Genomic DNA, 23,696 nt, shown 5'->3' with positions numbered 1-23,696 from the left:
GAGTGCGCTTTTCGTTGTCGAGATGGGTCAAGCTGTTTGATGTCTCATTGGATAATCTGCTCGTTTACAGATTATTTGCGCAATCTCAATGGCTTTGGGGCTAATTTAATATTTTTATATGCATGAAAATACAGCAGAAAACTCTGTAATCCTCTGTCGTTCCTGCGACTTGGCCATTCGAAAGCGCGCCCTACCTACGGGTGTTAGGGCGTTGTGCCCGCGCTGCAGTACCGCACTTTATGACACACCATACTGCTCTGTAAACGGCATGTTGGCGCTGTGCATTACCGCGCTGGTGTTCTATTTCCCCGCCAATTTTTTCCCTGTACTCGAAATCCACTTTTTGGGCAGTATTCGCACCACAACAGTGTTTCAGGGCGCCTTTGCGGTGTTCGACCAAGGTTATTGGGTCGTGGGACTAGCCGTGCTCGCCGCCGCCGTGATTGGTCCGGGTTTATTGATCCTATCGATCCTCAGCCAGATTTTGATTGTCAAATGGGGACTTGGTAGCCCCTTTTGGCGTCGCAGCCTCAAACAGTTATTAAAACTTCAAGGGCTGCTATCCCAGCTGACTATGCTGGAGATTTATGTGATTAGCTTTCTGGTTTCTTCATTTCAATTATCTGATTTTTCTGATATTTACTTCGGAATGGGCACCTTTTGCTTCACTATGCTTTTTTTAGTCACCCTGTTCTTACAGCGGGAATACGATATTGAGCATATGTGGAGTCTACTGATGCAGGGGCGCCGCTAAGATGAAACAACAGGGGAAAGATTTAGACCTGTGTCTGTGCCGAGTGTGCCGGCAGCTCAATAGCAGTGATAACACTCATTGCAGCCGCTGTGAAGCCGAGTTACAGGTGCGCGATTACAGTAGCTTACAAAAAAGTTGGGCGCTGCTGATCACCGCCGCCATTTTGTTGGTTCCCGCTAACCTCTACCCTATTACTATGCTCACCAATCAGGGGCAAGTGCGCCACGATACGATCTTCTCTGGCATTATCCATTTAGTGCATTCGGATATGTTACCCATCGCTATTATCGTGTTTATCGCCAGTATCTTAGTGCCTTGGGTGAAGATTATCGGTTTGGCCACTTACCTCTGTGCCATTAGCTTTAATTTGCCGATTTCAAAAAAGAAACTCATGGTGGGATTTCATGTGATTGAGTGGATTGGCCGCTGGTCGATGCTCGATTTGTTTGTAATTTCCCTAACCGTTGCCCTCGTCAATATGGGGCAACTACTCGATGCAAAGCCTGCACCCGCGGCCACGGCGTTTGCATTGGTGATTTTACTGACGCAACTTGCCGCAAAAGTTTTAGACACTCGTTTACTCTGGGATCGATTGGAACCTCAAGATGACACAAATTGAATCGCCAAAAGTTGTGAAGAAAAAACTCTTTTCGCCGATTTGGCTGCTCCCAATTGTGGCGCTCGCACTCGGCGCATGGCTGGGCATTAAGAGCATCAAAGAATCGGGCATTGAAATTCAGATCCACTTCCCCAGTGCCACGGGGATCGACGTGGGTAAAACCTTAGTCAAATATCAAGGTCTTACCGTCGGTAAGGTGAAAGACATTGGTATCGATGAGGATCTTAAGGGCGTAAACGTCAAAGTCATGATGGACTATCGCGCTAAGCCTTTCTTAAATAAAGAGACCCTTTTCTGGTTAGTCACTCCAAAAGCCAGCATCACGGGTGTTGAAGGCCTAGATGCGCTATTTTCGGGCAACTATATCGCAATTCAGCCCGGTAAAGGCAATGCCGCCACCTTCTTCGAGGCTGAGCGTCAACCACCACCGATGCAAATCGGTACTGAAGGGGTGATGATTGAACTGACGGCCGATAAACTCGGCTCGTTGGACGTAGGCTCGCCGGTATTCTTTCGTCAGATCCCCGTCGGCAGCGTGGTCAGCTACCGTTTAGACGGCAACGCCAGAGTGATTATCAGCGCCTTTATCCAAGAGCAATATGCGCGTTTAGTGAAGAAAAACTCCCACTTTTGGAACGTATCCGGCGTGAAAGTCGACGCCAGTTTAGCGGGCATTAAAGTCAACACAGAGAGCCTGGCTTCGATTCTGGCGGGCGGCGTGAGTTTCAGCTCCGATGATAAAGCGCCTGCGGCACAAAATGGTGACAGTTTTGCCCTCTATGATTCCGAAACCAGCGCCCTTGGCGGAATTGAAGTCAGCCTGACCATGAACGATGGCAACGCGATTGATAAAGGCACTCGCATTGTGTATCGCGGCATCACCATTGGCACCCTACAAAGCAAACAACTCACCGCAACCGGCGTGACTGCGGTGGCAAAGTTTGAGCCTGAATACGCTAACCTGTTAACCAGTGACGGGCTGTTTTGGCTTGAAGGCGCCGATATTTCGCTCTCTGGGATCAAAAACCCCGAACGCTTACTCACGGGCAGCGTGATTAACTTTTTACCCGGCACCAATGCCAATACGGCGCTGCCTAGTAGTTTTGCCCTGCAAGAGTCGGCGCCCGATCTACTGAAGGCCAAGAAACGTCAGCTCACTATTACCTCGACTGAAAATATGGGCCTCACCGCAGGCGCTGAAGTGCGTTACAAGCAGCTGTCTATCGGTGAGGTGCTGGCGGTGAGATTAACTAAAGATCTGTCGGCCGTTGAATATCAACTCGAGCTGCAACCTGAGTTTGCCAGCTTAGTTCGCAGTGACAGCTATTTTATCCCCGAGTCTGCGCTGAGCATCGATGCCTCACTCGATGGAGTGTCGGTGAAAACCCGTGATATGGCGACCCTCACCAAAGGGGCTGTGAGTCTTATTCCAGGAAGTAGCGACACACCGCTTGCGGCCAATACTCGCCTGTCACTCTTTAGCTCGATAGATGAAGCAAAACAATTCTTTGCTCGGCAGCAACGTCTGTACTTTACCCTCAGTAGCGTCGATGGCGCCGATGTCAGCCAAGGCTCACCGATTTACTATAAAAAAATGCAAATCGGTAGCGTGGAATCGGTCAACTGGCAGAGTAAAACCGAAGACTTTGCGATTAAGATCGCTATCGATAAGCAGTTCCAACCCTTAGTGCAAAAACCTAAAGTGTTTTGGCGCAACAGTGCCGTGGATGTCAGTGCCAGTCTTGCGGGTATTGATGTCGCCGTCGCACCACTACAAGGTGCGTTAAAGGGCAGCATCAGCTTAGGTTTGTTGGATAGTTCAACGGCTGAACCGAATGCGGCACTTAAACTATACGAAAGTAAACAGCTCGCCTTAGCCCAGGCTCAAGCCATCAAACTCACCTTACCCGCCTCGGCGAAATTGGCCGCCAAAGCCGCCATTCGTTACCAAGGCCATCAAGTAGGTGAAGTGACGCAAGTTAAGCTCAATACCGACTTAACTACCCTCACGGCAACGGCTTATCTCTATGGCGACTATGCCGAGCACTTCAGCCGCAGTGATACTGAATACCATATGGTTGATGCGCAAATCTCCCTAGCGGGGATCAAAGCGCCAGAAACCTTAATTACTGGACCTTATATTGGCGTGTTACCGGGTAAGAGCAACCAAAAAGCCACCCACTTCCAAGCCAAATTGGTTGAGAGCAGCTATGCCAACGTGGCCGAAGATGCGCTTAAGTTTACCTTAGAGGATAGCAACCTTGGCTCGATGAAAGTCGGCACGCCTATCTTCTTCCGTGGTATTAAAGTCGGCCAAATCGATGGTTATAGTCTGTCGTCTCAAGGCAACAGTGTGCTAATGCAAGCGCATATTGAGCCGCAGTACAGCCACTTAGTGAATCAGAGCAGTCAGTTCTGGGACGCTTCAGGCATTAAAGTCGATGTGGGGATTTTCTCTGGTGCGCAAATTGAAGCCGGCTCGCTCGAAACCCTATTGGCGGGCGGCATTAATGTCGCTACCAAGGAAACAACGCAAACAGGTAACCGCTTAAGCCAAGGTGCTGTGATTAAGTTGCAACACAAGGCCCAGAGCGAATGGCAGGAATGGGCTCCGGCCCAGTAGCTAAAACAATGACTCTGGCCAGCTAAAGCTCTCTAGCGTAAGGGTTTTAGTTAAATCTTAGTCTGAGCCGATGTTCTTGGGTCAGCTTAATAAGCCAAGAGCCCTCGGTATCACTTAACAATCAGGCGCATTAGATAAACTCTAATGCGCCTGATTTTTATATGCTAAAGCAACAGTCTACTATCGCTGTCAATCAGCTCTTCTCAATTGCATCCTTAGCCATAAAACCAATAACAGACCGCAATTGCGGCGCAGATCCCCGCAAAGTCGGCCGTTAAGCCACAGGCGAGCGCATGGCGCCCGTGACGGATCCCAACGGAGCCAAAGTAAACGGCTAACACATAGAAAGTCGTTTCAGTACTCCCTTGGAAAATCGCCGCCAAGCGCCCTGCAAAGGAGTCCACACCATGATGCGCCATGGTTTCGAGCATCATGGCCCGCGCGCCCGAACCGCTAAAAGGTTTCATTAATGCGGTTGGCATCGCATCGACAAAGCGAGTATCAAACCCGAAAAGACTCACCCCACTGGCAATCAGTTGCAGCAGGTAATCCAACGCGCCCGACGCCCTGAGTAAGCCAATCGCCAGCAGCATGGCTAACAGATACGGAATAAGTTGAATCGATTGGTTAAACCCCGCCTTGGCGCCTTCGATAAACTCATCATAAATCGCCACTTTTCGCATGCCAGCCACCAGCACAAAACTGAAGACTAACAGTAGCAATACCCCGTTACCTAAGGCGGTCGATACTGTGCCAATCGCGTCAGCCGTTAAGGTCATCAAATAAAAGCCACTAGCGACTAATGCTGACAGCAGTACTGCGCCATATCCGAGTACCACTGCATTGAGCAGTGAAAGCCGCTGCACAACAGCGACGATCAAAAGCCCCGCTAAGGTTGAGGCTGATGTGGCAAGGATAATGGGTAAAAAAATGTCCGCTGGTGCGGCTGCGCCCTGTTGGGCACGGTATAAAAACACAGTGACAGGAACTAAGGTCACCGAGGAGGTATTGAGCACTAAAAATAGAATTTGCGCATTGGTCGCGACGGTTTTGACCGGATTAAGACTCTGCAAATCCTGCATTGCCTTTAATCCCAATGGCGTTGCGGCATTATCCAGCCCAAATACGTTGGCCGTTAAGTTCATCGTCATACTGCCAAAGGCGGGATGCCCCTTGGGCACTTCAGGCATCACGCGGCGCAGCAGCGGCTCAAACACAAAGGCAATCGCCCCAACAACCCCTGCCTTTTCACCAATTCGCATTAATCCCATCCACAGGGATAAAACGCCCACTAAGCCTAAGGCGATTTCAGCGGCGAGTTTAGCGCTGGCAAACAGGGCCTCTACCGCGTTGGCTAGCACTTCGATATGCCCATTAAACAGCTGTACCGCCATCGCCAGCAGTGATGTGAGGAAAAACACTAACCACACCCGATTTAGCACTCTGCCCCTTCCTTATTCTTATTCATGCTTTGTCTTTGTGTTGCTTTAATGACTCGTTTGGGATGGCAAAAGCCAAGGGAGAAAATCCCAGCCCAGTAAAGGATTATGATATACTTGCCGCAGTTGATACACAGCCTAATCCCGTTATGGTTCAATTAAATCAAAATTTTATCAATACTATTGCCCAAGAACTGCCCGCCCATCTCTCAATGGATGACTTTATTGCGGCCTGTTCGAGACCACTACGTCGCTCGATTCGCGTCAATACCTTAAAGACCAGCAGTGAAGACTTTAAGCGCTTAATGCAGCCCAAAGGATGGACCTTTGAGCCCATTCCATGGTGTGAGGATGGCTTCTGGATAAGCTACGATGAAGAAGAGCAGCTCGGCAACGCCCTAGAGCATATTCAGGGATTGTTCTATATCCAAGAAGCCAGCTCCATGTTGCCCCCCACAGCGCTATTTACCCCAAATGCGGATTGGCAATGTGTATTAGATTTAGCCTCTGCGCCCGGCTCTAAGACCACTCAAATGGCGGCATTAATGAATAATCAAGGCTTATTAGTCGCCAATGAATATTCCGCCAGCCGTGTCAAAGTGCTCCATGCCAATGTGCTACGCATGGGTGCCAGTCACTGTGCCCTGACCCACTTTGATGGACGGGTATTTGGCGAGTATCTGTATGAAAGTTTTGATGCGGTATTGATTGATGCTCCCTGCGGCGGTGAAGGCACAGTTCGTAAAGATGCGGACGCGTTAAAATCTTGGTCCCTTGATGAAGTAATCGAAATTAGCGAAACCCAAAAGGCGTTAATCGAATCCGCCTTTTTGGCGTTAAAACCGGGTGGCAGTTTGGTGTATTCCACTTGCACCCTTAATCGGCACGAAAACCAAGGCGTGTGCGAATATTTACAGCAAACCTATGGCGATGCGGTGCAATTTGAGTCCTTAAGCCAATTGTTTGATGGCGCTGAAAAAGCCACTACGCCAGAAGGCTTTTTGCACGTTTGGCCGCAAATTTACGACAGTGAAGGCTTTTTTGTCGCTAAGCTGACTAAAACTCGCTCCGTGCCCCGTCTGCAACCTGAGCCTAAATTACAAAAGAATTTCCCCTTTACGGAGGCGAGTGCCAAACAAGCCAAAGCCATTCAAGCCTATTTTGCCGATGATCTGGGTATCGAACTGCCCGATGATCTCATTATGGTGCGCGACGATGAGTTTTGGCTCTTCCCCCATGAATTTAGAGACTTTATTGGCAAAATGCGCTTTCAGCGGATTGGGGTGAAGCTTGCCGACCACAGTAAGCATGGCTTTAAAGTCCGCCATGAAGCCATTATCGCACTTGCGGGTAAAGCGCTTAAAGCTGGGGCAAAAAATGGCGCGAAAGTCGTCGAAGTAAGCGATGAGCAGGCGAAAGAATATTTGATGGGACGAGATATTCCCCTCGATACGGCGGGCAAAGCTCAAGGCGAAGTGATTGTCTGTTATGGCGGTGCGCCTTTAGGCATGGCTAAACATTTAGGCAATAAATTAAAAAACAGCCTGCCCAGAGACTTAGTAAAAGATAAAGTCCTATTGCTACCACCACAGGCATAATGGTTATAAATCGGCGATTTTTTAGCGAGAAATAACCTAAAAAACGAGGCGGAGAAAGTGTCACTCACACTAAACTCAACTACACTGAGTCTATTGTAAAGCGCACTGCATGGCGCTTTCATCTGTAGCGCACGGCTCTTCAACGAGCCATTCCCCTAGGCCCAAACAGCTGGAATCGTTTTGGGCCTTTTTTTATGGGCTTACGCCTAATGAGTTAAGCTTTTGGGTTTTAGCTTTATAGAGCGAGCTTTACTGACTGCCACTTTACTCACAAGGCGCAAGCAAGAGTTACACCTCTTATCGGCCGATTAAACGGGCCGCATCCTTAAACAAGTTAAAGAAGTTCTCACTGGTGTACTCGGCAAGCTCCTCGTAACGCTCTCCGCGCAGCTCTGCCACAAATTCAGCCACATCACGCACATAGGCGGGTTGATTCTCCTGTCCACGGTGTGGAATAGGCGCAAGATAAGGCGAATCGGTTTCCACCAATAAACGCTCTTTCGGCACTTTGCGGATCACGGTTCTTAACTCACCGGCATTTTTAAAGGTCACAATGCCTGAGACGGAAATATAAAAACCTAAGTCAATCGCCGCCTTGGCCATTTCCCAGTTTTCCGTAAAGCAATGCAACACGCCACCGACTTTGTCCGCCTGCCCCGCTTTGAGCATATTGATGGTGTCTTCACGGGCATCGCGGGTATGCACAATCAGCGGCTTATTGACTTCAACCGCTAAGGCAATTTGTTGCTCAAAACACTGTTGTTGCAGGGCTTTGGTCTCATCGGCATAAAAATAATCTAAGCCGGTTTCGCCAATGGCCACCACTTTCGGATCCATCGCAAAACGGCGAATTTGCTCAACATCTAGGCCGTCTTTCACATCCAGCGGATGCACGCCCGAAGACAAAAACACTTGTTCGAAAGCTGCAACCTTGTCACGCATCGACTCGAATCCCTGCTGGCGCACATTGACACAGAGCATATAGTCGACACCGCGCGCCTTAGCGTTGGCGAGGATAAGTTCTAAGGTTTGTTGATCGGGCGCCGCTTTCAGGCGATCGAGATGGCAATGTGAATCGATAAGCACAGCAATTTCCACACAGAGAAACAAAAAGGAGCACAAGGATACTCAGCGATGGGATCGAGGTCAAATTCCGCTAAGGCTTCACTCAGCACTAAATAACCTGAGCTCGGGATAAGTAGAGCCGCTGAATAGGCATCTTTTCGGGCCTCTCTGCGTTGCTCTGTCTAACCATAGCTCGCTATGGCGTACGACAGAGCGCCTTGATATGCGCAAAAATCTGCGCATTCAGTCAGAAAATATTATCAACTTAAAAAACACAATTGGTTACAGCATTGATTTAGGGTGTTAAATTTAGATTTTTTCGACACTCGTTACCCCGAGTTCAGGTTCAATACTCGATGTAAACCCTAGCTGACCACGATAACAGTTACATAGTGCAGGTTAAGTCGCCGGAAGCGAGCTCACGGGATAACAATTTTTCGATATGGTGTTTATGGCTATCGGGATCAGAAACGATTTTAATCCCGATCCCCACGGGACGGCCGCCCGATGCGCCCAGCGGATTAATCCACACAACCACGCCACGAAACTCGTTTGAGGTGGTCGCGCCGGGTAAACGATAGGCAATGGTTAATGTCTCACCGAGATAATGGGTTTCCCCGGTGGCGACAAACAGCCCTGCCGGTTTAATAAACGGCATATAGGCGCGGTAAAGCTGATGTAAGGTATCAAAATTGACGACAAGATCGACCATGGCATGTTACTTATTTGTTATTTCTCTATATTCTAAGACATAACTTTGACACAAGCCTAAATAATTGACACTCGGCATTGCACTTAAGCTATGACACATTCCCATGATTTTCGCCGCCAAGTTCCCTATTTGCGCTTGCACAAACGCATCTTGGTCGCCGTACTTCAGTAAAATTTGTCTCAGGAGTAAGTATAAAACCTTAAGAGCATCAATGATTTGTTGTTCACTTATCGTTAACAAACTAGCACACAGATAGCCTGACGACAAACTTTGCGCCCAATCTTTGCGAAAACCTAACAAAGTTTGATAGCGACTCGGTTGTGCTCCATCTGTTTGCAAACTTTCGGCCAACTTTAATGGGCCGCCGACCACACTCAAACACCAAGTCACATCCTCTTGGATCTGACAGTGCTGAATTAACCAGTTTTTGATCAACATCTTAGACGGCGCCACAAAGGGAAGCCGCTGGCAACGGCTGCTGATCGTTGCCATTAAACGCGCAGGCGTATCGGAATGTAATAGCAGTAAAGTGTCTTTGCCAGGTTCTTCAAGCGTCTTGAGTAACGCATTGGCAGAAGCAGAGTTTAAGCGCTCGCTGTGGTGAATGATGGCGACACGCCGACCACTCTGCTGGGCGGTTGCACTCAGGCGAGTACACAGCTCACGAATTTGGTCGACTTTAATTTGATGACCATCGGCCTCAATTTGATAAAAATCAGGGTGATTACCCGCATCAAATAGCTGGCAGGACTTACAAAAACCGCATCCGCCCGCAGGAGTGGGTTGTGAACACATGGCGGCACGCGCCATAAACACACTCAAGAGTTCACCGCCATAGGCGGAATCGATACCCACGAGTTGCGCGTGGGGGACTTTTTGGGTTTGTAACTGGGTTAAAAACGCCTGTCTTGGCGTATCGAGCCAAGGCAGGGTTAATACATCAAATCCGCTTTGCGCTACCATGCCATCGCCTGTAACACGGCCAGAATATCTTTATGCACTTCGGCCATGGTTTGGCTGGCGTCGATGACAACAATCCGCTCATCTTCGCTGGCAAGCTTGAGGTAAGTTGCGCGCGCCCGTTCAAAAAAGTCGATGGCTTGTTGCTCGATCCTATCAAGCTCGCCCCGCTTTGCTGCGCGCAGCAACCCAAGCTTTGGATCAAGGTCAAGATAGAGGGTTAAATCAGGTTTAAAGCCTTTAAGTGTCGCGTTACTCACGGCTTCGACTAAGGGCATTAAGCCGCGTCCACCGCCTTGGTAAGCTAAGGATGAAAGATTGTGTCTATCCCCTAACACCCACTTGCCTTCTGCCAGCGCGGGTTTGATCACATTGGCGACGAGCTGGGCTCTAGCGGCGTAGATCAATAAACATTCGGACTCATCACACAGAGGATCGCTTGGGTCAGCAATTTTCACTAAGTCACGAATGCGCTCGGCCAGCGGCGTACCGCCTGGCTCGCGGGTACACACGGGTGCAAGGCCGGTATGTTTTTCAATAAAATCGCGAATAAGGGCAATCGCACTCGATTTGCCTGCGCCTTCCAGTCCTTCAACAACAATGAATTTGGCGGATGCTTGGGTCATTTTTTCTTTCTCTGATAAATATCGACGGCGCGATTGTGTTCTTCCAAGGTGGTCGAAAACACATGGGTGCCATCGTTGCGCGACACAAAATATAAATAACTGACCTTGGCAGGTTTAGACACCGCCTGCAATGACGCCTTACTCGGCGCAGCAATCGGCGTTGGCGGTAAACCGAAAATCCGATAGGTGTTAAAGGGGGTCTCTTCGACGAGATCTTTACGGGTGATATTGCCTTTAAATCTATCGCCCATACCATAAATGACCGTTGGATCGGTTTGCAGCTTCATCCCCAGATTGAGTCGATTGATAAAGACGCCAGCGATTTGATCACGCTCAAACGCTTGGCCAGTTTCTTTCTCAACAATCGATGCCAAGATCAACATCTGGTAGGGCGATTTAAGTGGTAAACCGGGCACACGCTCCGCCCATGCTTTGGCCAGCTCCTGCTCCATCATCTTATAACTTTGGGTGAGCAGCGCCTTAGCATCGCTATCGGCAGTGTAATGGTAAGTATCGGGGAAGAATTTTCCTTCGGGCAACGCCGAATCGTCGCCCTGCTCCATCAATACCGCACTAAAGACTTCGGGGGACAACTGTAAGTGCGGCGCACTCGCGAGTTGTTGTTCCCACTCGGCAATGGTTTTGCCTTCGACTAAGGTCAGGCTAAAGGTTTTCACCTTACCATTCGCTAAATCGTTGAGTAAGTCGGCAATCGACTGCGAAGGTGACATCTCGTAAAGACCAGTACGGATCTTCGCCAGCTCCGGGCGCAATTTCAGTAACCATTTGAGTTTCCATTTGTCTTGGATAACACCATCGGTTTCTAACTGCTGCGCTAATTGGTGCACACTGGTGCCACGGGCAATGGTTAATTCTTTGGCTTCGGTTAAGACTAAGGGGGTTTGGCTGTAATCAATAATCGTTCGATAGCCCCAATAACCAACCAAACAAGCTAAGGTCAGCAAGGTCAACAACGTAGAACTTGCGATCAGAATGATTTTTTTCATAGTGAGAGTGAAAGTGTTTGTCTAAGATCTGCTGTCAAAGGAGAAGGAGTAAAAGTGTGCGAGTCAATCGCCAGCACATCCACTACGCCTAAGACGCTGTTAGTGATAAATGCCGAGTCAAACTCCACTAAACGCTCGGCGCCAAACGGCAAACAATCGATATTAATCTGCTGTGCAAGTAAGGCTAACATAACTTGCTCGCGCATCACACCCGCGACGCCGCAGCGCGCCAACGATGGGGTAATCACTTGATTGCCTTTGACAAAAAAGATATTGGCCATCGAAGACTCAATCACCTGCCCAGTACAATCCAGCACCAACCAATCATCAAAACCCTGTGGTAATGGCTGAGATTTGATCAACACTTGCTCGAGGCGATTAAGATGCTTTATGCCCGCCAACAAGGGTTGATGGCCTAATTGGACCGCTGACGTCGCAAGGCGAATACCCTGTTGCTGCCACAAGGCATATTGGGGTGGAATAGGATGAACTGAGACCACTTCAGTGACTTGAACCTGCTCCGGTGGCGCATAACCACGGCCACCCACGCCCCGCGTGAGCATCAATTTAATACAATGCTGTGGGTATTGCTTGGCGAGAGTATCGAGTTGTTGGCTTAGGGCTTGACTCATTTGCCAGTCGAACCCTAGCCGCGCAGCGCCAGCCGTAAGACGGGCTTGGTGCTGCTCAAAAAACAAAATGCCATGCGCATCGGTTCGCATCGTGGCAAATAGGCCATCACCATAGGCAAGCCCTCTGTCCATGGGAGCAATGCTTGCCTGTGATACCCCATTAACCCAAATCAAGGGTATTAGTCCTGACTGATACGGCTGGCGACCGCATCTTGCTGATCTTTATATTTCGCGTTTTTACGCTTGTTGTAAGGACGCGCCACTGGGCCACTTAAACGTTCAAAGTTTAACGCACCAATGGTCATCCGTGGACGCAGCGCTAAAGGCAACTTACCACTGTTATAAAACTCAAGCACGATTTTACCCTGCCAACCCGGATCAATCCGGTGCGCTGTCACGTGCACCATCAGGCCTAAACGCGCCAATGAAGAGCGGCCATCGAGCCAACCGACGATATCGGCGGGCAGCGTCACGCTCTCATAGGTCACGGCGAGCGCCAATTCACCAGGATGCAAGAAGAAGGCTTCGCCGTCAGGGATTTCGATGATTTCGCTCATCACCCGATCAAGCGCCGCCTGCACTTCCGTACTCGGACCACTCAGGTCGATAAAAGGCGCGGTATGGTCTTTAAAGACGCGAAATTGCCCCCCTAATCGCACATCGACACTCACACCAGAAATCGCATCGTTGCTTGGGCGAGGTTCAATCACAATCGAGCCGTTATCAAGGGCCTGTTCAATTTCGATATCGGTTAAGCGCATCTTGCCTTTTACTCCCTGAGTTTTAGTCGTTATTTTGCCAGTAGATGTTGAATACGAGTCTTCAAAATATCGGTCGCGATACGGTTTTTACCGCCGCGAGGCACGATAATATCAGCGTATTGTTTTGAAGGTTCAATAAATTGCAGGAACATAGGACGCACTGTCTTCTTGTACTGTGAAATCACCGATTCCATCGTACGACCACGCTCAGCCACGTCGCGGGTTAAACGGCGCAGGAAGCAAATGTCCAGCGGCGTATCCATAAACACACTCGCATCCATCAATTCACGTAATTTAGGGTCTGTTAACAGCAGAATGCCTTCTAAAATGATCACTTTTTTCGGCGTCATTTTTACGGTTTCGGCCATACGCGTATGTTCGGTATAGCTATAGCAAGGAATATCAACAGCTTCGCCAGACTTGAGCAACTGCAAGTGCGTGCATAGCAGCTGATGGTCTAACGCCTTGGGATGGTCGTAGTTTGTTAACACACGTTCATCCATGGATAAATGACTCTGATCGCGGTAGTACGCGTCTTCGTTAATTACCCCAATCTGATCTGTGCCTAAATCGCGGCGAAGTTCGTCAAAAATCGTCTTGGCAATTAAACTCTTGCCCGATGCTGACGCGCCAGCAATTGCAATAATGACACACTGCTGAGAATTCATACCCTTAAACCTTACTCGTCATCTGATACGCTAATAGAAACTGTTTTTTGACTCTGTTTGAGAGCCAATTCGGCGCCCACTTTACGGGCAATTTCCCGATAAAGTGCCGCCACTTCACTGTCAGGCTCGGCCACAACCGTCGGCGCCCCCACATCCATGGCTTCACGGATATTGATGTGCAGCGGTAAGGCGCCTAGCAGTGGAACTTGATAACGCTCGGCCATTTTACTGCCACCGTGCGTACCAAATGGGTGTTCTTTATGACCACACTCAGGGCATAAATGGAAACTCATATTCTCAACAATCCCAAGGACCGGGATATTCACCTTTTGGAACATGGTGATGCCTTTCTTGGCATCGGCCAGAGCGATGTCCTGCGGCGTTGTCACAATCACAGCGCCACTCACTGGCACTTTTTGTGACAGGGTTAATTGAATGTCACCAGTACCCGGCGGCATGTCGACCACCAGATAATCGAGTTCAGGCCACTGGGTCTCATTGAGCAGCTGCGCAAGCGCGCCAGCCGCCATAGGACCACGCCATACAGCGGCTTCATCACCACTTAACATAAAACCAATCGACTGAGCTGCAATACCGTGGGCACTGGCGGCGCTCATGTGTTTACCATCGAGGGAAACGGGTCTGAAGTTGGGGATCCCGAGCATTAAAGGCACAGAAGGACCATAGATATCGGCATCTAAAATACCGACCTGGGCACCTTCTGCAGCCAAAGCTAAGGCAAGGTTAACCGCTGTGGTCGATTTACCCACACCGCCTTTGCCGGACGCGACGGCAATCACTTGCTTCACATTGGCAATCGGTGCAATAGAGGCTATCGCCGAATACACTTTTGGTTGGAAATCGATTTCACACTCAACTTCGTCGATGGCATCCAGCACCGCGAGTTTGTTGGTGATTGCCATAACAGTATCACGGTATTGGGTCATGCAAGGGTATGGATAGACTAAGCCAAGCTGCAAACGCTTACCTTCAATCGCCAATTTATTCACGCATCCTGCGCTCACTAACCCCTTCGCTAAATACGGGTCGATATATGCATCGAGAATGGCCAGAACGGGCCCGAGAAGATCGTCACTTAAACGATAATCAGTTTGAGTTGAAGACAAAAGAATTACCCTCACCAATAAATTTGCCCAAGTGTACCAGATAATGACAAAAACATTAGCGCAGATTTAACCCAATCGACTCAGGTTTTGATGAAAATCATCCTGTAATCGGTTAGTATCTCTACCATTATTTTTGGCCCACCACGATATTTGAGACAAGATGGCAACTTCACAACGTAAAATTCTCGTGACCAGCGCACTTCCCTACGCGAACGGACCGATTCATTTAGGTCACATGCTGGAATACATCCAGACGGATATCTGGTCGCGTTATCAAAAGCTTCGTGGACATGAGTGCCACTATATTTGTGCCGATGACGCTCACGGCACACCGATCATGCTCAAGGCGCAGCAATTAGGCATGGCGCCTGAAGAAATGATCGCTCAAGTCAACAAAGAGCATCAGCAGGATTTCGCCGATTTTAATATCGCCTTCGATAATTATCACAGCACCCACAGTGAAGAAAATCGCGTGCTGGCGAGCGATATTTACTTAAAACTGCGCGCTAATGGCTATATCAAGAGCAAGAGCATTTCGCAGTTATTTGACCCTGAAAAGTCGATGTTCCTACCAGACCGCTTCGTAAAAGGCACCTGCCCTAAATGTAAGTCACCGGATCAATACGGCGACAACTGTGATGCCTGCGGCGCAACTTACAGCCCAACTGAGCTGATTAACCCTAAATCGGCAGTCTCTGGCGCGACGCCTGTGATGAAGGACACTGAGCACTTTTTCTTCGACTTACCCGCCTTCGAAGACATGCTCAAAGAGTGGACTCGTTCGGGTGCACTGCAAACCGAAATGGCCAACAAACTCGACGAATGGTTCGAACAGGGTCTGCAGCAATGGGATATCACCCGCGATGCGCCTTACTTTGGCTTTGAGATCCCAGATGCACCGGGCAAATACTTCTACGTATGGTTAGATGCGCCTATTGGCTATATGGGCTCATTCAAAAACCTCTGTGACAAACATCCCGAGCTGAGCTTTGACGAATTTTGGGCTAAAGATTCTAAGGCCGAAGTTTACCATTTTATCGGTAAAGACATCGTTTACTTCCACAGCCTGTTCTGGCCAGCCATGCTCCATGGCTCGGGCTACCGTCAACCTAACAGCGTTTACGCCCACGGTTATGTGACAGTAAACGGCGCTAAGATGTCTAAATCTAAGGGCACCTTTATTAAGGCGCGCACCTATTTAGACCACTTAGATCCTGAATACTTACGTTACTACTACGCGGCCAAGCTGAGCAGCCGTATCGACGATCTCGACCTGAATTTAGAAGACTTCGTTCAGCGCGTAAACTCAGACTTAGTGGGTAAGTTGGTGAATCTAGCGTCTCGCACCGCGGGCTTTATCACTAAGCGTTTCGATGGCAAGTTGGCCAAGATTGCCGACACCACGCTTACGGATGCGTTTTTAGCTAAGCAAGAGCAAATCGCCGAGTTCTATGAAACCCGCGAATACGGTAAAGCAATGCGCGAAATCATGGCATTGGCCGATATCGCCAACGGTTTTGTCGCCGACGCAGCACCTTGGCAGTTAGTGAAGCAAGACGATCAACAGGAAACGGCGCACCAAGTGTGCTCGAATGCCCTGAATCTGTTCCGCATTCTGGTCACTTACTTAAAACCTGTGTTGCCACGTTTAGCGTTGGATGTTGAAGCCTTCTTCCAACAGACCTTAACTTGGGATGCGCTAAACCAAGATATGGCTGGCCATGAAATTGCACCATTCAAAGCCATGATGCAACGTGTTGAATTAGAAAAGGTTAACGCTATGGTTGCCGACTCTAAAGAAAACCTGCAAGCCACGAGCGAGCCAGAAGCACCTAAGGGCCCATTGGCGACCGATCCAATTAGCGACACCATCAACTTTGAAGATTTCGCTAAAATCGATCTGCGTATTGCGCGTATCGTCAAAGCCGAGCATGTGGCCGAAGCCGACAAACTGTTAAAACTGCAATTGGATATCGGCGGCGAGACCCGTCAGGTATTTGCAGGCATTAAATCGGCCTACTCGCCAGAAGATCTCGAAGGTAAGCTGACTGTTATGGTCGCCAACCTTGCGCCACGTAAGATGCGTTTTGGCATGTCAGAAGGCATGGTACTGGCAGCAGGCCCAGGTGGTAGCGATTTGTGGATTTTAGAACCCCACGAAGGCGCACAACCTGGTATGCGTGTGAAGTAAGCTAGGCTAAACACGAGTCAAGCTACTGCAAAATTGATATAAGGCCGCATTTAATGCGGCCTTATTTGTTGGTAAAAACATCCCGTTACGCTTTTCTGGAAGTGTAAGTTGATGTGCTCTCGACAAGCGACTCACTGTGCGACACTATCGCGCCTGTGGCTAAGTGAGTGTGATTAAGTGACTTTAGCTAAATTTATCTAAATGACTGTGTCAAAAGCCACTCTATCTAGCCAGCGATAAGTTAACGGTTAATAGCTAAGCGTGAATCGACCGCTAACACTAAGTAGTCATGGCTGAGTTGTAATCGCGGTTGTAATCACTTTTGTAATCGTTAAGCCGCACGGTTTCAGCGGCAACGCACTATGGAATTTTCGAGGAGAAGTTATGGGCAATATCATTGAGCAGCTGTTGTTTTCTGCTTCAATAACCGGTCCCATCTGTTTAATGTTAGCCTTAGGCGTGATGCTTAAACGCACCCAAGTGATTGATGAGCACTTTATTGATGTCGCCTCTAAGCTGGTTTTTAATGTCACCCTGCCCGCGCTGTTGTTCCTCAGCATCATCAGCTCGCATCACGATCTTGCCGCCAGTGCGCCATTAATCGGTTATGGCTTATTAGCCAACTTACTGTTTTTTATCCTCTCGACCTACGCGACGAAACGATTTTTCCCCGAGCCGAAGGATCAAGGCGTCATCATTCAAGGGGGATTTAGAGCCAATACCGCCATTATCGGCTTAGCCTATGTCTCGAATGCCTACGGCGAATCGGGCGTTGCCTTAGCGGCCGTTTATGTGGCGTCCATGACGCTGCTCTACAATATTCAAGCCGTAATTTGTTTAAGCCCACGGGGAGAGGAGTCGAGCCGCCGCGCCTTTGCGGTGATCATTAAAACCATCACTAAAAACCCGCTGATCATTGCCATTATGCTCGGCATGCTGTTTTATCTGCTGGCGATCCCTGTACCGAAAATGGTCCTCGATGCCGGACAATACTTTGCCAATATGACGCTGCCCTTAGCACTGCTGTGCACCGGCGGCTCACTGGATATTGGCTCGCTCAGGCATGAAAAGTATTCCACTTGGTTCTCGACCGCCTTAAAACTGGTGTTTGCTCCACTATTTATCACCCTTGGAGCCTTGATACTTGGCTATCGCGGTGTGGAACTAGCCTTAGTGTTTTTGATGAGCGCCGCGCCCACGGCGGCCGCAAGTTATGTGATGGCGCGGGCCATGGGGGGAAATGCCACCCTAGCCGCCAATATTATCGCCCTCACCACAGTTTGCTCACTGCTCACCTGCACCTTAGGCATTTTTATTCTATCGACCCTAGGGCTGATTTAAACTGAGGCTTATTCAAACTTAGGCTGATTTAAAATTAGGGGTAATTTACATAAAACAAAGGCGAGCATGGCTCGCCTTTCATTTACTCTATGTCGATAAGGCAACGCCATTAGACAGGGTTAGCGATATCCACAAAATGGTGTACTAAATTAAATTCGCGGGCGAGATGACGCCCAAGCGACTCAATGCCAAAACGCTCGGTCGCATGGTGACCCGCAGCATAATAGTGGATACCCTGCTCCACCGCGCTGTGGAACGTCCGCTCGGACACTTCGCCACTGATAAACGCATCGACCCCAAGGCTTGCGGCAATATCGATATAATCCTGAGCGCCGCCGGTACACCAAGCTAAGTGCTGGATTTCATCCGAACTTTCTCCAATATGCAGTGGCGTTCTGCCGAGCACCTCACCTAAGGTCGCGGCAAATTCACTGGCACTGACGGGTAAATCCAGTTTGCCACGCCACACGAACCCCTGCGCCACATCTTCAACCGCTTCGGCATCGAGGATCCCAAGTTTGCGGCCAAGTGTGGCATTGTTACCCAACATAGGATGAGCATCTAAGGGCAAGTGATAGCCGAATAAGTTGATATCATGGGCGAGTAAGGCTTTGATCCGGCGCTGCTTCATGCCGGTGATGACCTCAGGTTCACTCTTCCAGAAAAAGCCATGGTGAACCAAAATCGCATCGGCTTTTAGGCGAATCGCTTCATCGATTAACGCTTGGCATGCCGTCACACCTGTCACTATGGTGCGGATCTCTGCTTTCCCTTCAACCTGTAACCCATTCGGGGCGTAATCTTTAAAAGCCGATACGCGTAAGAAATCGGCTAAATATTGGGTTAGTTCTGTCCGTGTCATTCTATCACCGTTTACATTTTTTCATTGATTATAGGCAGTTACGCTTAAGTTCGCACTTTATCACATGGCTAAATCAACGCGAACCCCACCTTGCAGGTACACCACTCGTACCCTATCCCCCGCATTGAACACCATGCCGGGATCATAATCTTGGATCACCATGACTTGCGTGCCATCTTCCTGAGTGATCATCAGCTCCACTAGCTTAAGTGATTGCACCGTAGTGCCACTGCCATAACGATTGCCAACACCAGCGCCAATCAACGCCCCCAACACTGTCGCGATATCTTGGCCTGAGCCGCCACCAAATTGATGCCCAATCACCCCACCCGCTAAGGCGCCACCAAAGGTTTTCCAACCTTGGTTTCTGTCTTCAATCAATTGGGTTTCGGTGATATTGCGTACCGAGTTAATATCGCCATAGAGGACTTTTTCGACCGGCACAGCCTGATTACGATCGTAGCCTGCTTGCACGGGAGAAATCACTAAAGCACAAATAAACATAAAGCTCACTAGTGTAGGTTTCCACATATCCGAATTTCCGCTAACTTAATATAAGGGTCTATTACTGAATCATACGCAATTGTGAACTCACTGTCTTTTCTGAATCACGAATTTGAAGCTTTTCCTTCGCCCGAACTCGCTCTAACTGATCCAAACGGTTTATTGGCGATAGGCGGCGATCTTCGCCCTGAACGTTTATTGACCGCATATTATCATGGCATTTTCCCTTGGTTTAACGCCGACGATCCCATTTTGTGGTGGTCACCGGATCCACGCGCCATTTTTATTCCTGGCCAAGTGAATATCAGCACCAGTTTGCGTAAATATTTAAAAAAACAGCCCTGGCGTTTCACCATCAACCATGCCTTTACCGATGTCATGGCGGGCTGCGCTCAACCTCGGCGTAAGCAAGCCGGCACTTGGATAACCCATGAAATTCAAATGGCTTATCGCGAGTTGCACCATAATGGCCATGCCCATTCCGTCGAAGTCTGGCACGGCGAGCGTTTAATTGGCGGACTTTATGGCATTGCCATCGGCCAAGTCTTTTGTGGGGAATCCATGTTCCACCGCGAAACTAACGCATCCAAGGCGGCCATGGCGGTGTTGCAACAGCATCTTATCAAAATGAATTTTAAACTGATTGACGCACAAGTGATGAATCCCCACCTTGAGAGCTTAGGGGCCAAACCGGTGAAGCGCGCTGATTTTATTCAACTCTTAACTCAGTTTAGGGATAAGCCAGTCAACCCTGCGGCTTGGATACCAAGTGAGGTCACACTTGAACTCTAACGCAAGTAACACGCCCATCGCTATTGGGATCAGCCAAATCTTTCCCTGCAGTTATCTGGATGGACAGCAAGAACAACTGTTGGTGATCCAAGAGGAAACACTCGACCCGATTTTATTTGATCGCCTATTAGCCATCGGTTTTCGCCGCAGTGGCAGCGCCATCTATAAACCGCGCTGCCCTCGTTGCAGTGCCTGTCAGCCGATTCGGTTACCGATTAATGAGTTTATGCCTTCTAAACGGCAAAAACGCACCTTAGCACATAACCGCGATTTAACTTGGCGTATGACCTCTGAACATACCGAGGCCCAATATGCCCTGTATGAAAAATACATCCGTGAGCGCCACTTCGATGGCCCCATGTTCCCCCCGAGTAAGTCGCAGTATGAGCAATTCTTATTTTGCCATTGGCTACCGCCAACCTTTATCGAAGTCTATGATGGTAATCGACTTTTAGCGGTGGCCGTGACAGATACACTCCCCAATAGTTTGTCGGCCATTTACAGTTATTTTGACCCCGACGAAGAACGTCGCTCCCTTGGCTCACTGCTGATTTTACTCCAGTGCCGCTTAGCAAAATTACAAGACAAAGAATTTCTGTATCTCGGATATCAAATTGATGCCAATCGAAAAATGTCCTACAAGCGCTTATACCGCCCTTATCAGATTTTAACCCCCCAAGGCTGGGAGTATTCCCAAGTTTGCTAGGCACTTCCCCTTTACAGCAAGGTGAATTTGCGGCATGATACGCCCGTTTTTTATATTCGAAGGCTAATGGGATAACTAATTAATGGCGAAAGAAGACAACATTGAAATGCAAGGCACTATCCTTGAAACCTTGCCAAACACAATGTTCCGCGTAGAGCTTGAAAATGGTCATGTGGTGATAGCCCACATTTCTGGCAAAATGCGCAAAAACTACATCCGCATCCTGACTGGTGACAAAGTTACCGTTCAGTTGACTCCTTATGATCTGACCAAAGGTCGTATTGTCTTCCGCGCACGCTAATAGTACCCCTTAGTTGAAAAACCCGGCGAGGCCGGGTTTTTTTGTTGGCGAAAGATCAGAAAAATGGCTGCAATTGCAGCCATTTTATTGGTTTTCAAAGCATTTACGCTTTGCTGGTACTCTTCTCATGCCGTTCGGTGTGGATAACGATTTCCCCTTCCTTCGCATCAACATGGGCAATACCGCCATGCTCAAGCTCACCGAAGAGGATTTCATCCGCTAACGGACGTTTGATAAGCTCAGTCACCACACGGGCCATTGGCCGCGCGCCCATGCTCTTATCATAGCCTTTCTCGGCGAGTAAGGTTCTGGCTTCATCGCTGACTTCAAGCACCACATGCTTTGCATCCAGTTGCGCCTGCAATTCCACCAAGAATTTATCCACCACTTTGGCAATGATGGTCATGTCTAGATGGTTGAACCAAATGATGGAATCTAAGCGGTTGCGGAACTCAGGCGAAAAGACCCGATTGATTTCCGACAGGGCATCTTGGGTATGATCCTGCTGAGTAAAGCCAATGGACTTACGGATCGTTTCCTGAACCCCTGCGTTTGTCGTCATCACTAAGGTGACATGCCTAAAATCCGCCTTGCGACCGTTGTTATCGGTCAAGGTGCCGTGATCCATGACTTGCAGCAACAGGTTATAGACATCGGGGTGAGCCTTCTCAATTTCATCGAGCAGCACCACGCAATGGGGATTCTTAATCACAGCATCTGTAAGTAAGCCACCTTGGTCGTAGCCCACATAACCTGGAGGCGCACCAATTAAGCGAGAAACCGTATGGCTTTCCATGTACTCAGACATATCGAAGCGAACCAGTTTCATGCCAAGGCAACTGGCTAACTGATTGGTGACTTCTGTCTTACCAACCCCTGTTGGGCCTGCAAATAAGAAGCTGCCCACAGGCTTTTTATCGGTACCTAATCCACTGCGAGATAAGCGAATCGCCGAACTTAATGACTCAATCGCCTTATCTTGACCAAAGACTACCATCTTGAGATTGCGCTCAAGATTACGCAGTAAGTCTTTGTCCGTAGCAGACACAGACTTTTCTGGGATCCGAGCAATCTTAGCCACTATGGTTTCAATCTCGGCCTGACCTATGGTTTTCTTACGTTTGCTCTGTGGCAACATGGCCATGCGCGCACCCGCCTCATCGATCACATCGATGGCTTTATCGGGTAAATGCCGGTCATTGATGTGTTTTGCCGACAGCTCAGCCGCGCTGTTAATCGCCGCTTGGGTATAACGCACCCCGTGGTACTCTTCGTACTTGGCCTTGAGCCCCATCAGAATTTTCGTGGTTTCGGCCACTGAAGGCTCATTGATATCAACCTTTTGGAAACGACGCGCCAATGCCCGGTCCTTCTCAAAAATACTTTGATATTCTTGGAAGGTGGTCGAGCCCATGCAGCGCAAGTTACCGCTCGATAATAACGGCTTAAGCAGGTTCGACGCATCCATCACCCCACCCGATGCGGCGCCCGCACCAATGATGGTGTGAATTTCATCGATAAATAAAATAGCGTGCTTATCGGCGCTAAGCTCCTTAAGCAGACTCTTGAAACGTTTTTCGAAATCGCCACGGTATTTAGTGCCAGCAAGCAAGGAGCCTAAGTCGAGGGAATAAACCGTCGCCTGCGACATCACCTCTGGCACTTGATTATTAACGATTCGATAGGCTAAGCCTTCAGCAATCGCAGTTTTACCCACACCGGCCTCACCCACCAATAGCGGATTATTTTTACGGCGACGGCATAGGGTCTGAATTGCCCGTTCAATTTCTTGATCGCGGCCGATGAGTGGGTCGATAATCCCTTGTTTTGCAAGCTGGTTTAAATTGCTCGCAAACTGCGACAACATGCTGCGCTCTTCACCCGCTTCGGCTTGATCTTCGATGCGTTCGTGATCTTGATGGGCGTCGCTGTCCTCATTTTTTGAAAAACCATGGGAAATATAGTTCACCACATCTAAACGGCTGATGTCGCTGCGACGCAGCAGATACACGGCTTGGGATTCTTGCTCACTAAAAATGGCCACCAGCACATTGGCACCAGTGACTTCATTGCGGCCCGAAGACTGCACATGGAAAACGGCGCGTTGCAGCACCCGCTGAAACCCAAGCGTTGGCTGGGTCTCTTTATCATCATCCATATCTGCAATGATTGGGGTGGTTTGTTGGATAAAGCTTGCTACTTCATCTCTGAGTTTATCTAAATTCGCTCCACAGGCGATTAGCGCTTCTTGAGCCGCAGGGTTGTCGATCAGAGCCAATAACAGATGTTCAACTGTCATATACTCGTGACGTGCCTCTCTGGCTTGCTGAAACGCCAGATTTAAGGTGACTTCCAGATCTTTGTTCAGCATAAGCACCCCCAAAATTAACAACTGACAACAGAGTAAG

22 protein-coding genes are annotated in these 23,696 nt (G+C 49.0%); 9 read left to right on the top strand and 13 right to left on the bottom strand.

Features of this window, described 5'->3' with window-relative positions; translation table 11 throughout:
• Positions 1 to 118: 118 nt before the first annotated feature.
• The 3 genes from SHEWANA3_RS09355 to SHEWANA3_RS09345 are packed head-to-tail and all read left to right on the top strand — an operon-like array spanning position 119 to position 3,996.
• Positions 119 to 754, top strand: coding sequence for a paraquat-inducible protein A (locus tag SHEWANA3_RS09355; protein WP_011716786.1), 636 nt, complete (start codon positions 119 to 121; stop codon positions 752 to 754).
• Position 755: 1 nt separating this feature from the next.
• Complete coding sequence (locus SHEWANA3_RS09350; protein ID WP_011716785.1) at positions 756 to 1,373, top strand: paraquat-inducible protein A; 618 nt, start codon at positions 756 to 758, stop codon at positions 1,371 to 1,373.
• Complete coding sequence (locus tag SHEWANA3_RS09345; protein ID WP_011716784.1) at positions 1,360 to 3,996, top strand: MlaD family protein; 2,637 nt, start codon at positions 1,360 to 1,362, stop codon at positions 3,994 to 3,996. Before SHEWANA3_RS09350 ends, SHEWANA3_RS09345 begins: the two co-directional genes overlap by 14 nt.
• Before the next feature lie 215 nt (positions 3,997 to 4,211).
• Here the strand turns inward: SHEWANA3_RS09345 and SHEWANA3_RS09340 are convergent, their stop codons facing one another.
• Entirely contained in the window at positions 4,212 to 5,438 is a 1,227-nt protein-coding gene (locus SHEWANA3_RS09340; protein ID WP_011716783.1) for a spore maturation protein, read from the bottom strand.
• A 146-nt stretch (positions 5,439 to 5,584) separates the two neighbouring features.
• On the opposite strand from SHEWANA3_RS09340, the gene rsmF reads away from it, so the two are divergent.
• Positions 5,585 to 7,033: a 16S rRNA (cytosine(1407)-C(5))-methyltransferase RsmF gene (gene rsmF, locus SHEWANA3_RS09335; RefSeq protein WP_041412996.1), complete on the top strand. Its 1,449-nt coding sequence runs from the start codon at positions 5,585 to 5,587 to the stop codon at positions 7,031 to 7,033.
• A gap of 297 nt (positions 7,034 to 7,330) precedes the next feature.
• On the opposite strand, the gene SHEWANA3_RS09330 is transcribed toward rsmF, so the two are convergent.
• The 9 genes from SHEWANA3_RS09330 to apbC all read right to left on the bottom strand — a co-directional run bounded on the left by SHEWANA3_RS09330 (position 7,331) and on the right by apbC (position 14,591).
• Positions 7,331 to 8,119 (bottom strand): YchF/TatD family DNA exonuclease, encoded by a 789-nt coding sequence (locus tag SHEWANA3_RS09330; protein ID WP_041412606.1) that lies wholly within the window; start codon positions 8,117 to 8,119, stop codon positions 7,331 to 7,333.
• Between the two features lie 364 nt (positions 8,120 to 8,483).
• Positions 8,484 to 8,810: a PilZ domain-containing protein gene (locus SHEWANA3_RS09325; RefSeq protein WP_011622439.1), complete on the bottom strand. Its 327-nt coding sequence runs from the start codon at positions 8,808 to 8,810 to the stop codon at positions 8,484 to 8,486.
• A 6-nt stretch (positions 8,811 to 8,816) separates the two neighbouring features.
• A complete protein-coding gene (gene holB / locus SHEWANA3_RS09320; RefSeq protein WP_011716780.1) occupies positions 8,817 to 9,773 on the bottom strand; it encodes a DNA polymerase III subunit delta' in 957 nt (318 codons plus the stop codon).
• Entirely contained in the window at positions 9,767 to 10,396 is a 630-nt protein-coding gene (gene tmk, locus SHEWANA3_RS09315) for a dTMP kinase (protein ID WP_011716779.1), read from the bottom strand. The genes holB and tmk overlap by 7 nt, the downstream gene beginning before the upstream one ends.
• A complete protein-coding gene (mltG, locus tag SHEWANA3_RS09310; RefSeq protein WP_011716778.1) occupies positions 10,393 to 11,403 on the bottom strand; it encodes an endolytic transglycosylase MltG in 1,011 nt (336 codons plus the stop codon). The genes tmk and mltG overlap by 4 nt, the downstream gene beginning before the upstream one ends.
• Positions 11,400 to 12,209 carry an aminodeoxychorismate lyase gene (gene pabC / locus SHEWANA3_RS09305; RefSeq protein WP_011716777.1) on the bottom strand — a complete coding sequence of 270 codons (810 nt, stop codon included), beginning with the start codon at positions 12,207 to 12,209 and terminating at the stop codon, positions 11,400 to 11,402. The genes mltG and pabC overlap by 4 nt, the downstream gene beginning before the upstream one ends.
• Before the next feature lie 5 nt (positions 12,210 to 12,214).
• On the bottom strand, positions 12,215 to 12,796 hold the full coding sequence (gene dcd / locus SHEWANA3_RS09300) for a dCTP deaminase (protein WP_011622434.1): 582 nt from the start codon (positions 12,794 to 12,796) through the stop codon (positions 12,215 to 12,217).
• Between the two features lie 29 nt (positions 12,797 to 12,825).
• Positions 12,826 to 13,464 carry a uridine kinase gene (gene udk, locus SHEWANA3_RS09295; protein ID WP_011072566.1) on the bottom strand — a complete coding sequence of 213 codons (639 nt, stop codon included), beginning with the start codon at positions 13,462 to 13,464 and terminating at the stop codon, positions 12,826 to 12,828.
• 11 nt (positions 13,465 to 13,475) lie between these two features.
• The gene (gene apbC, locus SHEWANA3_RS09290) at positions 13,476 to 14,591 is read right to left on the bottom strand and encodes an iron-sulfur cluster carrier protein ApbC (RefSeq protein ID WP_011625975.1); all 1,116 of its coding nucleotides are present in this window, start codon (positions 14,589 to 14,591) and stop codon (positions 13,476 to 13,478) included.
• Positions 14,592 to 14,751: 160 nt separating this feature from the next.
• On the opposite strand from apbC, the gene metG reads away from it, so the two are divergent.
• Complete coding sequence (metG, locus tag SHEWANA3_RS09285; protein ID WP_011716776.1) at positions 14,752 to 16,782, top strand: methionine--tRNA ligase; 2,031 nt, start codon at positions 14,752 to 14,754, stop codon at positions 16,780 to 16,782.
• A gap of 384 nt (positions 16,783 to 17,166) precedes the next feature.
• Positions 17,167 to 18,123, top strand: a complete 957-nt coding sequence (locus SHEWANA3_RS09280) for an AEC family transporter (protein WP_011716775.1) — start codon at positions 17,167 to 17,169, stop codon at positions 18,121 to 18,123.
• Between the two features lie 109 nt (positions 18,124 to 18,232).
• Here the strand turns inward: SHEWANA3_RS09280 and SHEWANA3_RS09275 are convergent, their stop codons facing one another.
• A complete protein-coding gene (locus SHEWANA3_RS09275) occupies positions 18,233 to 18,985 on the bottom strand; it encodes a Nif3-like dinuclear metal center hexameric protein (RefSeq protein ID WP_011716774.1) in 753 nt (250 codons plus the stop codon).
• Positions 18,986 to 19,045: 60 nt separating this feature from the next.
• On the bottom strand, positions 19,046 to 19,516 hold the full coding sequence (locus SHEWANA3_RS09270) for a glycine zipper 2TM domain-containing protein (protein WP_041412605.1): 471 nt from the start codon (positions 19,514 to 19,516) through the stop codon (positions 19,046 to 19,048).
• Positions 19,517 to 19,570: 54 nt separating this feature from the next.
• Here SHEWANA3_RS09270 and aat point away from each other — a divergent pair, with 54 nt between their 5' ends.
• The 3 genes from aat to infA all read left to right on the top strand — a co-directional run bounded on the left by aat (position 19,571) and on the right by infA (position 21,288).
• A complete protein-coding gene (gene aat / locus SHEWANA3_RS09265; protein WP_011716772.1) occupies positions 19,571 to 20,281 on the top strand; it encodes a leucyl/phenylalanyl-tRNA--protein transferase in 711 nt (236 codons plus the stop codon).
• Positions 20,271 to 20,987, top strand: coding sequence for an arginyltransferase (locus SHEWANA3_RS09260; protein ID WP_011716771.1), 717 nt, complete (start codon positions 20,271 to 20,273; stop codon positions 20,985 to 20,987). Before aat ends, SHEWANA3_RS09260 begins: the two co-directional genes overlap by 11 nt.
• A gap of 82 nt (positions 20,988 to 21,069) precedes the next feature.
• A complete protein-coding gene (infA, locus tag SHEWANA3_RS09255; RefSeq protein WP_006081934.1) occupies positions 21,070 to 21,288 on the top strand; it encodes a translation initiation factor IF-1 in 219 nt (72 codons plus the stop codon).
• A gap of 103 nt (positions 21,289 to 21,391) precedes the next feature.
• On the opposite strand, the gene clpA is transcribed toward infA, so the two are convergent.
• Positions 21,392 to 23,659: an ATP-dependent Clp protease ATP-binding subunit ClpA gene (clpA, locus tag SHEWANA3_RS09250; RefSeq protein WP_011716770.1), complete on the bottom strand. Its 2,268-nt coding sequence runs from the start codon at positions 23,657 to 23,659 to the stop codon at positions 21,392 to 21,394.
• Positions 23,660 to 23,696 lie beyond the last annotated feature (37 nt).

It is taken from the genome of Shewanella sp. ANA-3 (genome assembly GCF_000203935.1).
Taxonomy (GTDB): domain Bacteria; phylum Pseudomonadota; class Gammaproteobacteria; order Enterobacterales; family Shewanellaceae; genus Shewanella.
Note: the sequence above shows the minus strand (reverse complement) of the source record. Positions and strands in the feature narration are given on the sequence as shown.

What these genes read in the sequence shown, in the direction of transcription:
- clpA (WP_011716770.1), bottom strand. Translation starts at nt 23,659, where the DNA reads ATGCTGAACAAAGATCTGGAAGTCACCTTAAATCTGGCGTTTCAGCAA.
- SHEWANA3_RS09275 (WP_011716774.1), bottom strand. Translation starts at nt 18,985, where the DNA reads ATGACACGGACAGAACTAACCCAATATTTAGCCGATTTCTTACGCGTA.
- udk (WP_011072566.1), bottom strand. Translation starts at nt 13,464, where the DNA reads ATGAATTCTCAGCAGTGTGTCATTATTGCAATTGCTGGCGCGTCAGCA.
- tmk (WP_011716779.1), bottom strand. Translation starts at nt 10,396, where the DNA reads ATGACCCAAGCATCCGCCAAATTCATTGTTGTTGAAGGACTGGAAGGC.
- SHEWANA3_RS09355 (WP_011716786.1), top strand. Translation starts at nt 119, where the DNA reads ATGCATGAAAATACAGCAGAAAACTCTGTAATCCTCTGTCGTTCCTGC.
- rsmF (WP_041412996.1), top strand. Translation starts at nt 5,585, where the DNA reads ATGGTTCAATTAAATCAAAATTTTATCAATACTATTGCCCAAGAACTG.
- metG (WP_011716776.1), top strand. Translation starts at nt 14,752, where the DNA reads ATGGCAACTTCACAACGTAAAATTCTCGTGACCAGCGCACTTCCCTAC.
- SHEWANA3_RS09270 (WP_041412605.1), bottom strand. Translation starts at nt 19,516, where the DNA reads ATGTGGAAACCTACACTAGTGAGCTTTATGTTTATTTGTGCTTTAGTG.
- holB (WP_011716780.1), bottom strand. Translation starts at nt 9,773, where the DNA reads ATGGTAGCGCAAAGCGGATTTGATGTATTAACCCTGCCTTGGCTCGAT.
- SHEWANA3_RS09325 (WP_011622439.1), bottom strand. Translation starts at nt 8,810, where the DNA reads ATGGTCGATCTTGTCGTCAATTTTGATACCTTACATCAGCTTTACCGC.
- mltG (WP_011716778.1), bottom strand. Translation starts at nt 11,403, where the DNA reads ATGAAAAAAATCATTCTGATCGCAAGTTCTACGTTGTTGACCTTGCTG.
- SHEWANA3_RS09280 (WP_011716775.1), top strand. Translation starts at nt 17,167, where the DNA reads ATGGGCAATATCATTGAGCAGCTGTTGTTTTCTGCTTCAATAACCGGT.
- dcd (WP_011622434.1), bottom strand. Translation starts at nt 12,796, where the DNA reads ATGCGCTTAACCGATATCGAAATTGAACAGGCCCTTGATAACGGCTCG.
- SHEWANA3_RS09345 (WP_011716784.1), top strand. Translation starts at nt 1,360, where the DNA reads ATGACACAAATTGAATCGCCAAAAGTTGTGAAGAAAAAACTCTTTTCG.
- infA (WP_006081934.1), top strand. Translation starts at nt 21,070, where the DNA reads ATGGCGAAAGAAGACAACATTGAAATGCAAGGCACTATCCTTGAAACC.
- SHEWANA3_RS09350 (WP_011716785.1), top strand. Translation starts at nt 756, where the DNA reads ATGAAACAACAGGGGAAAGATTTAGACCTGTGTCTGTGCCGAGTGTGC.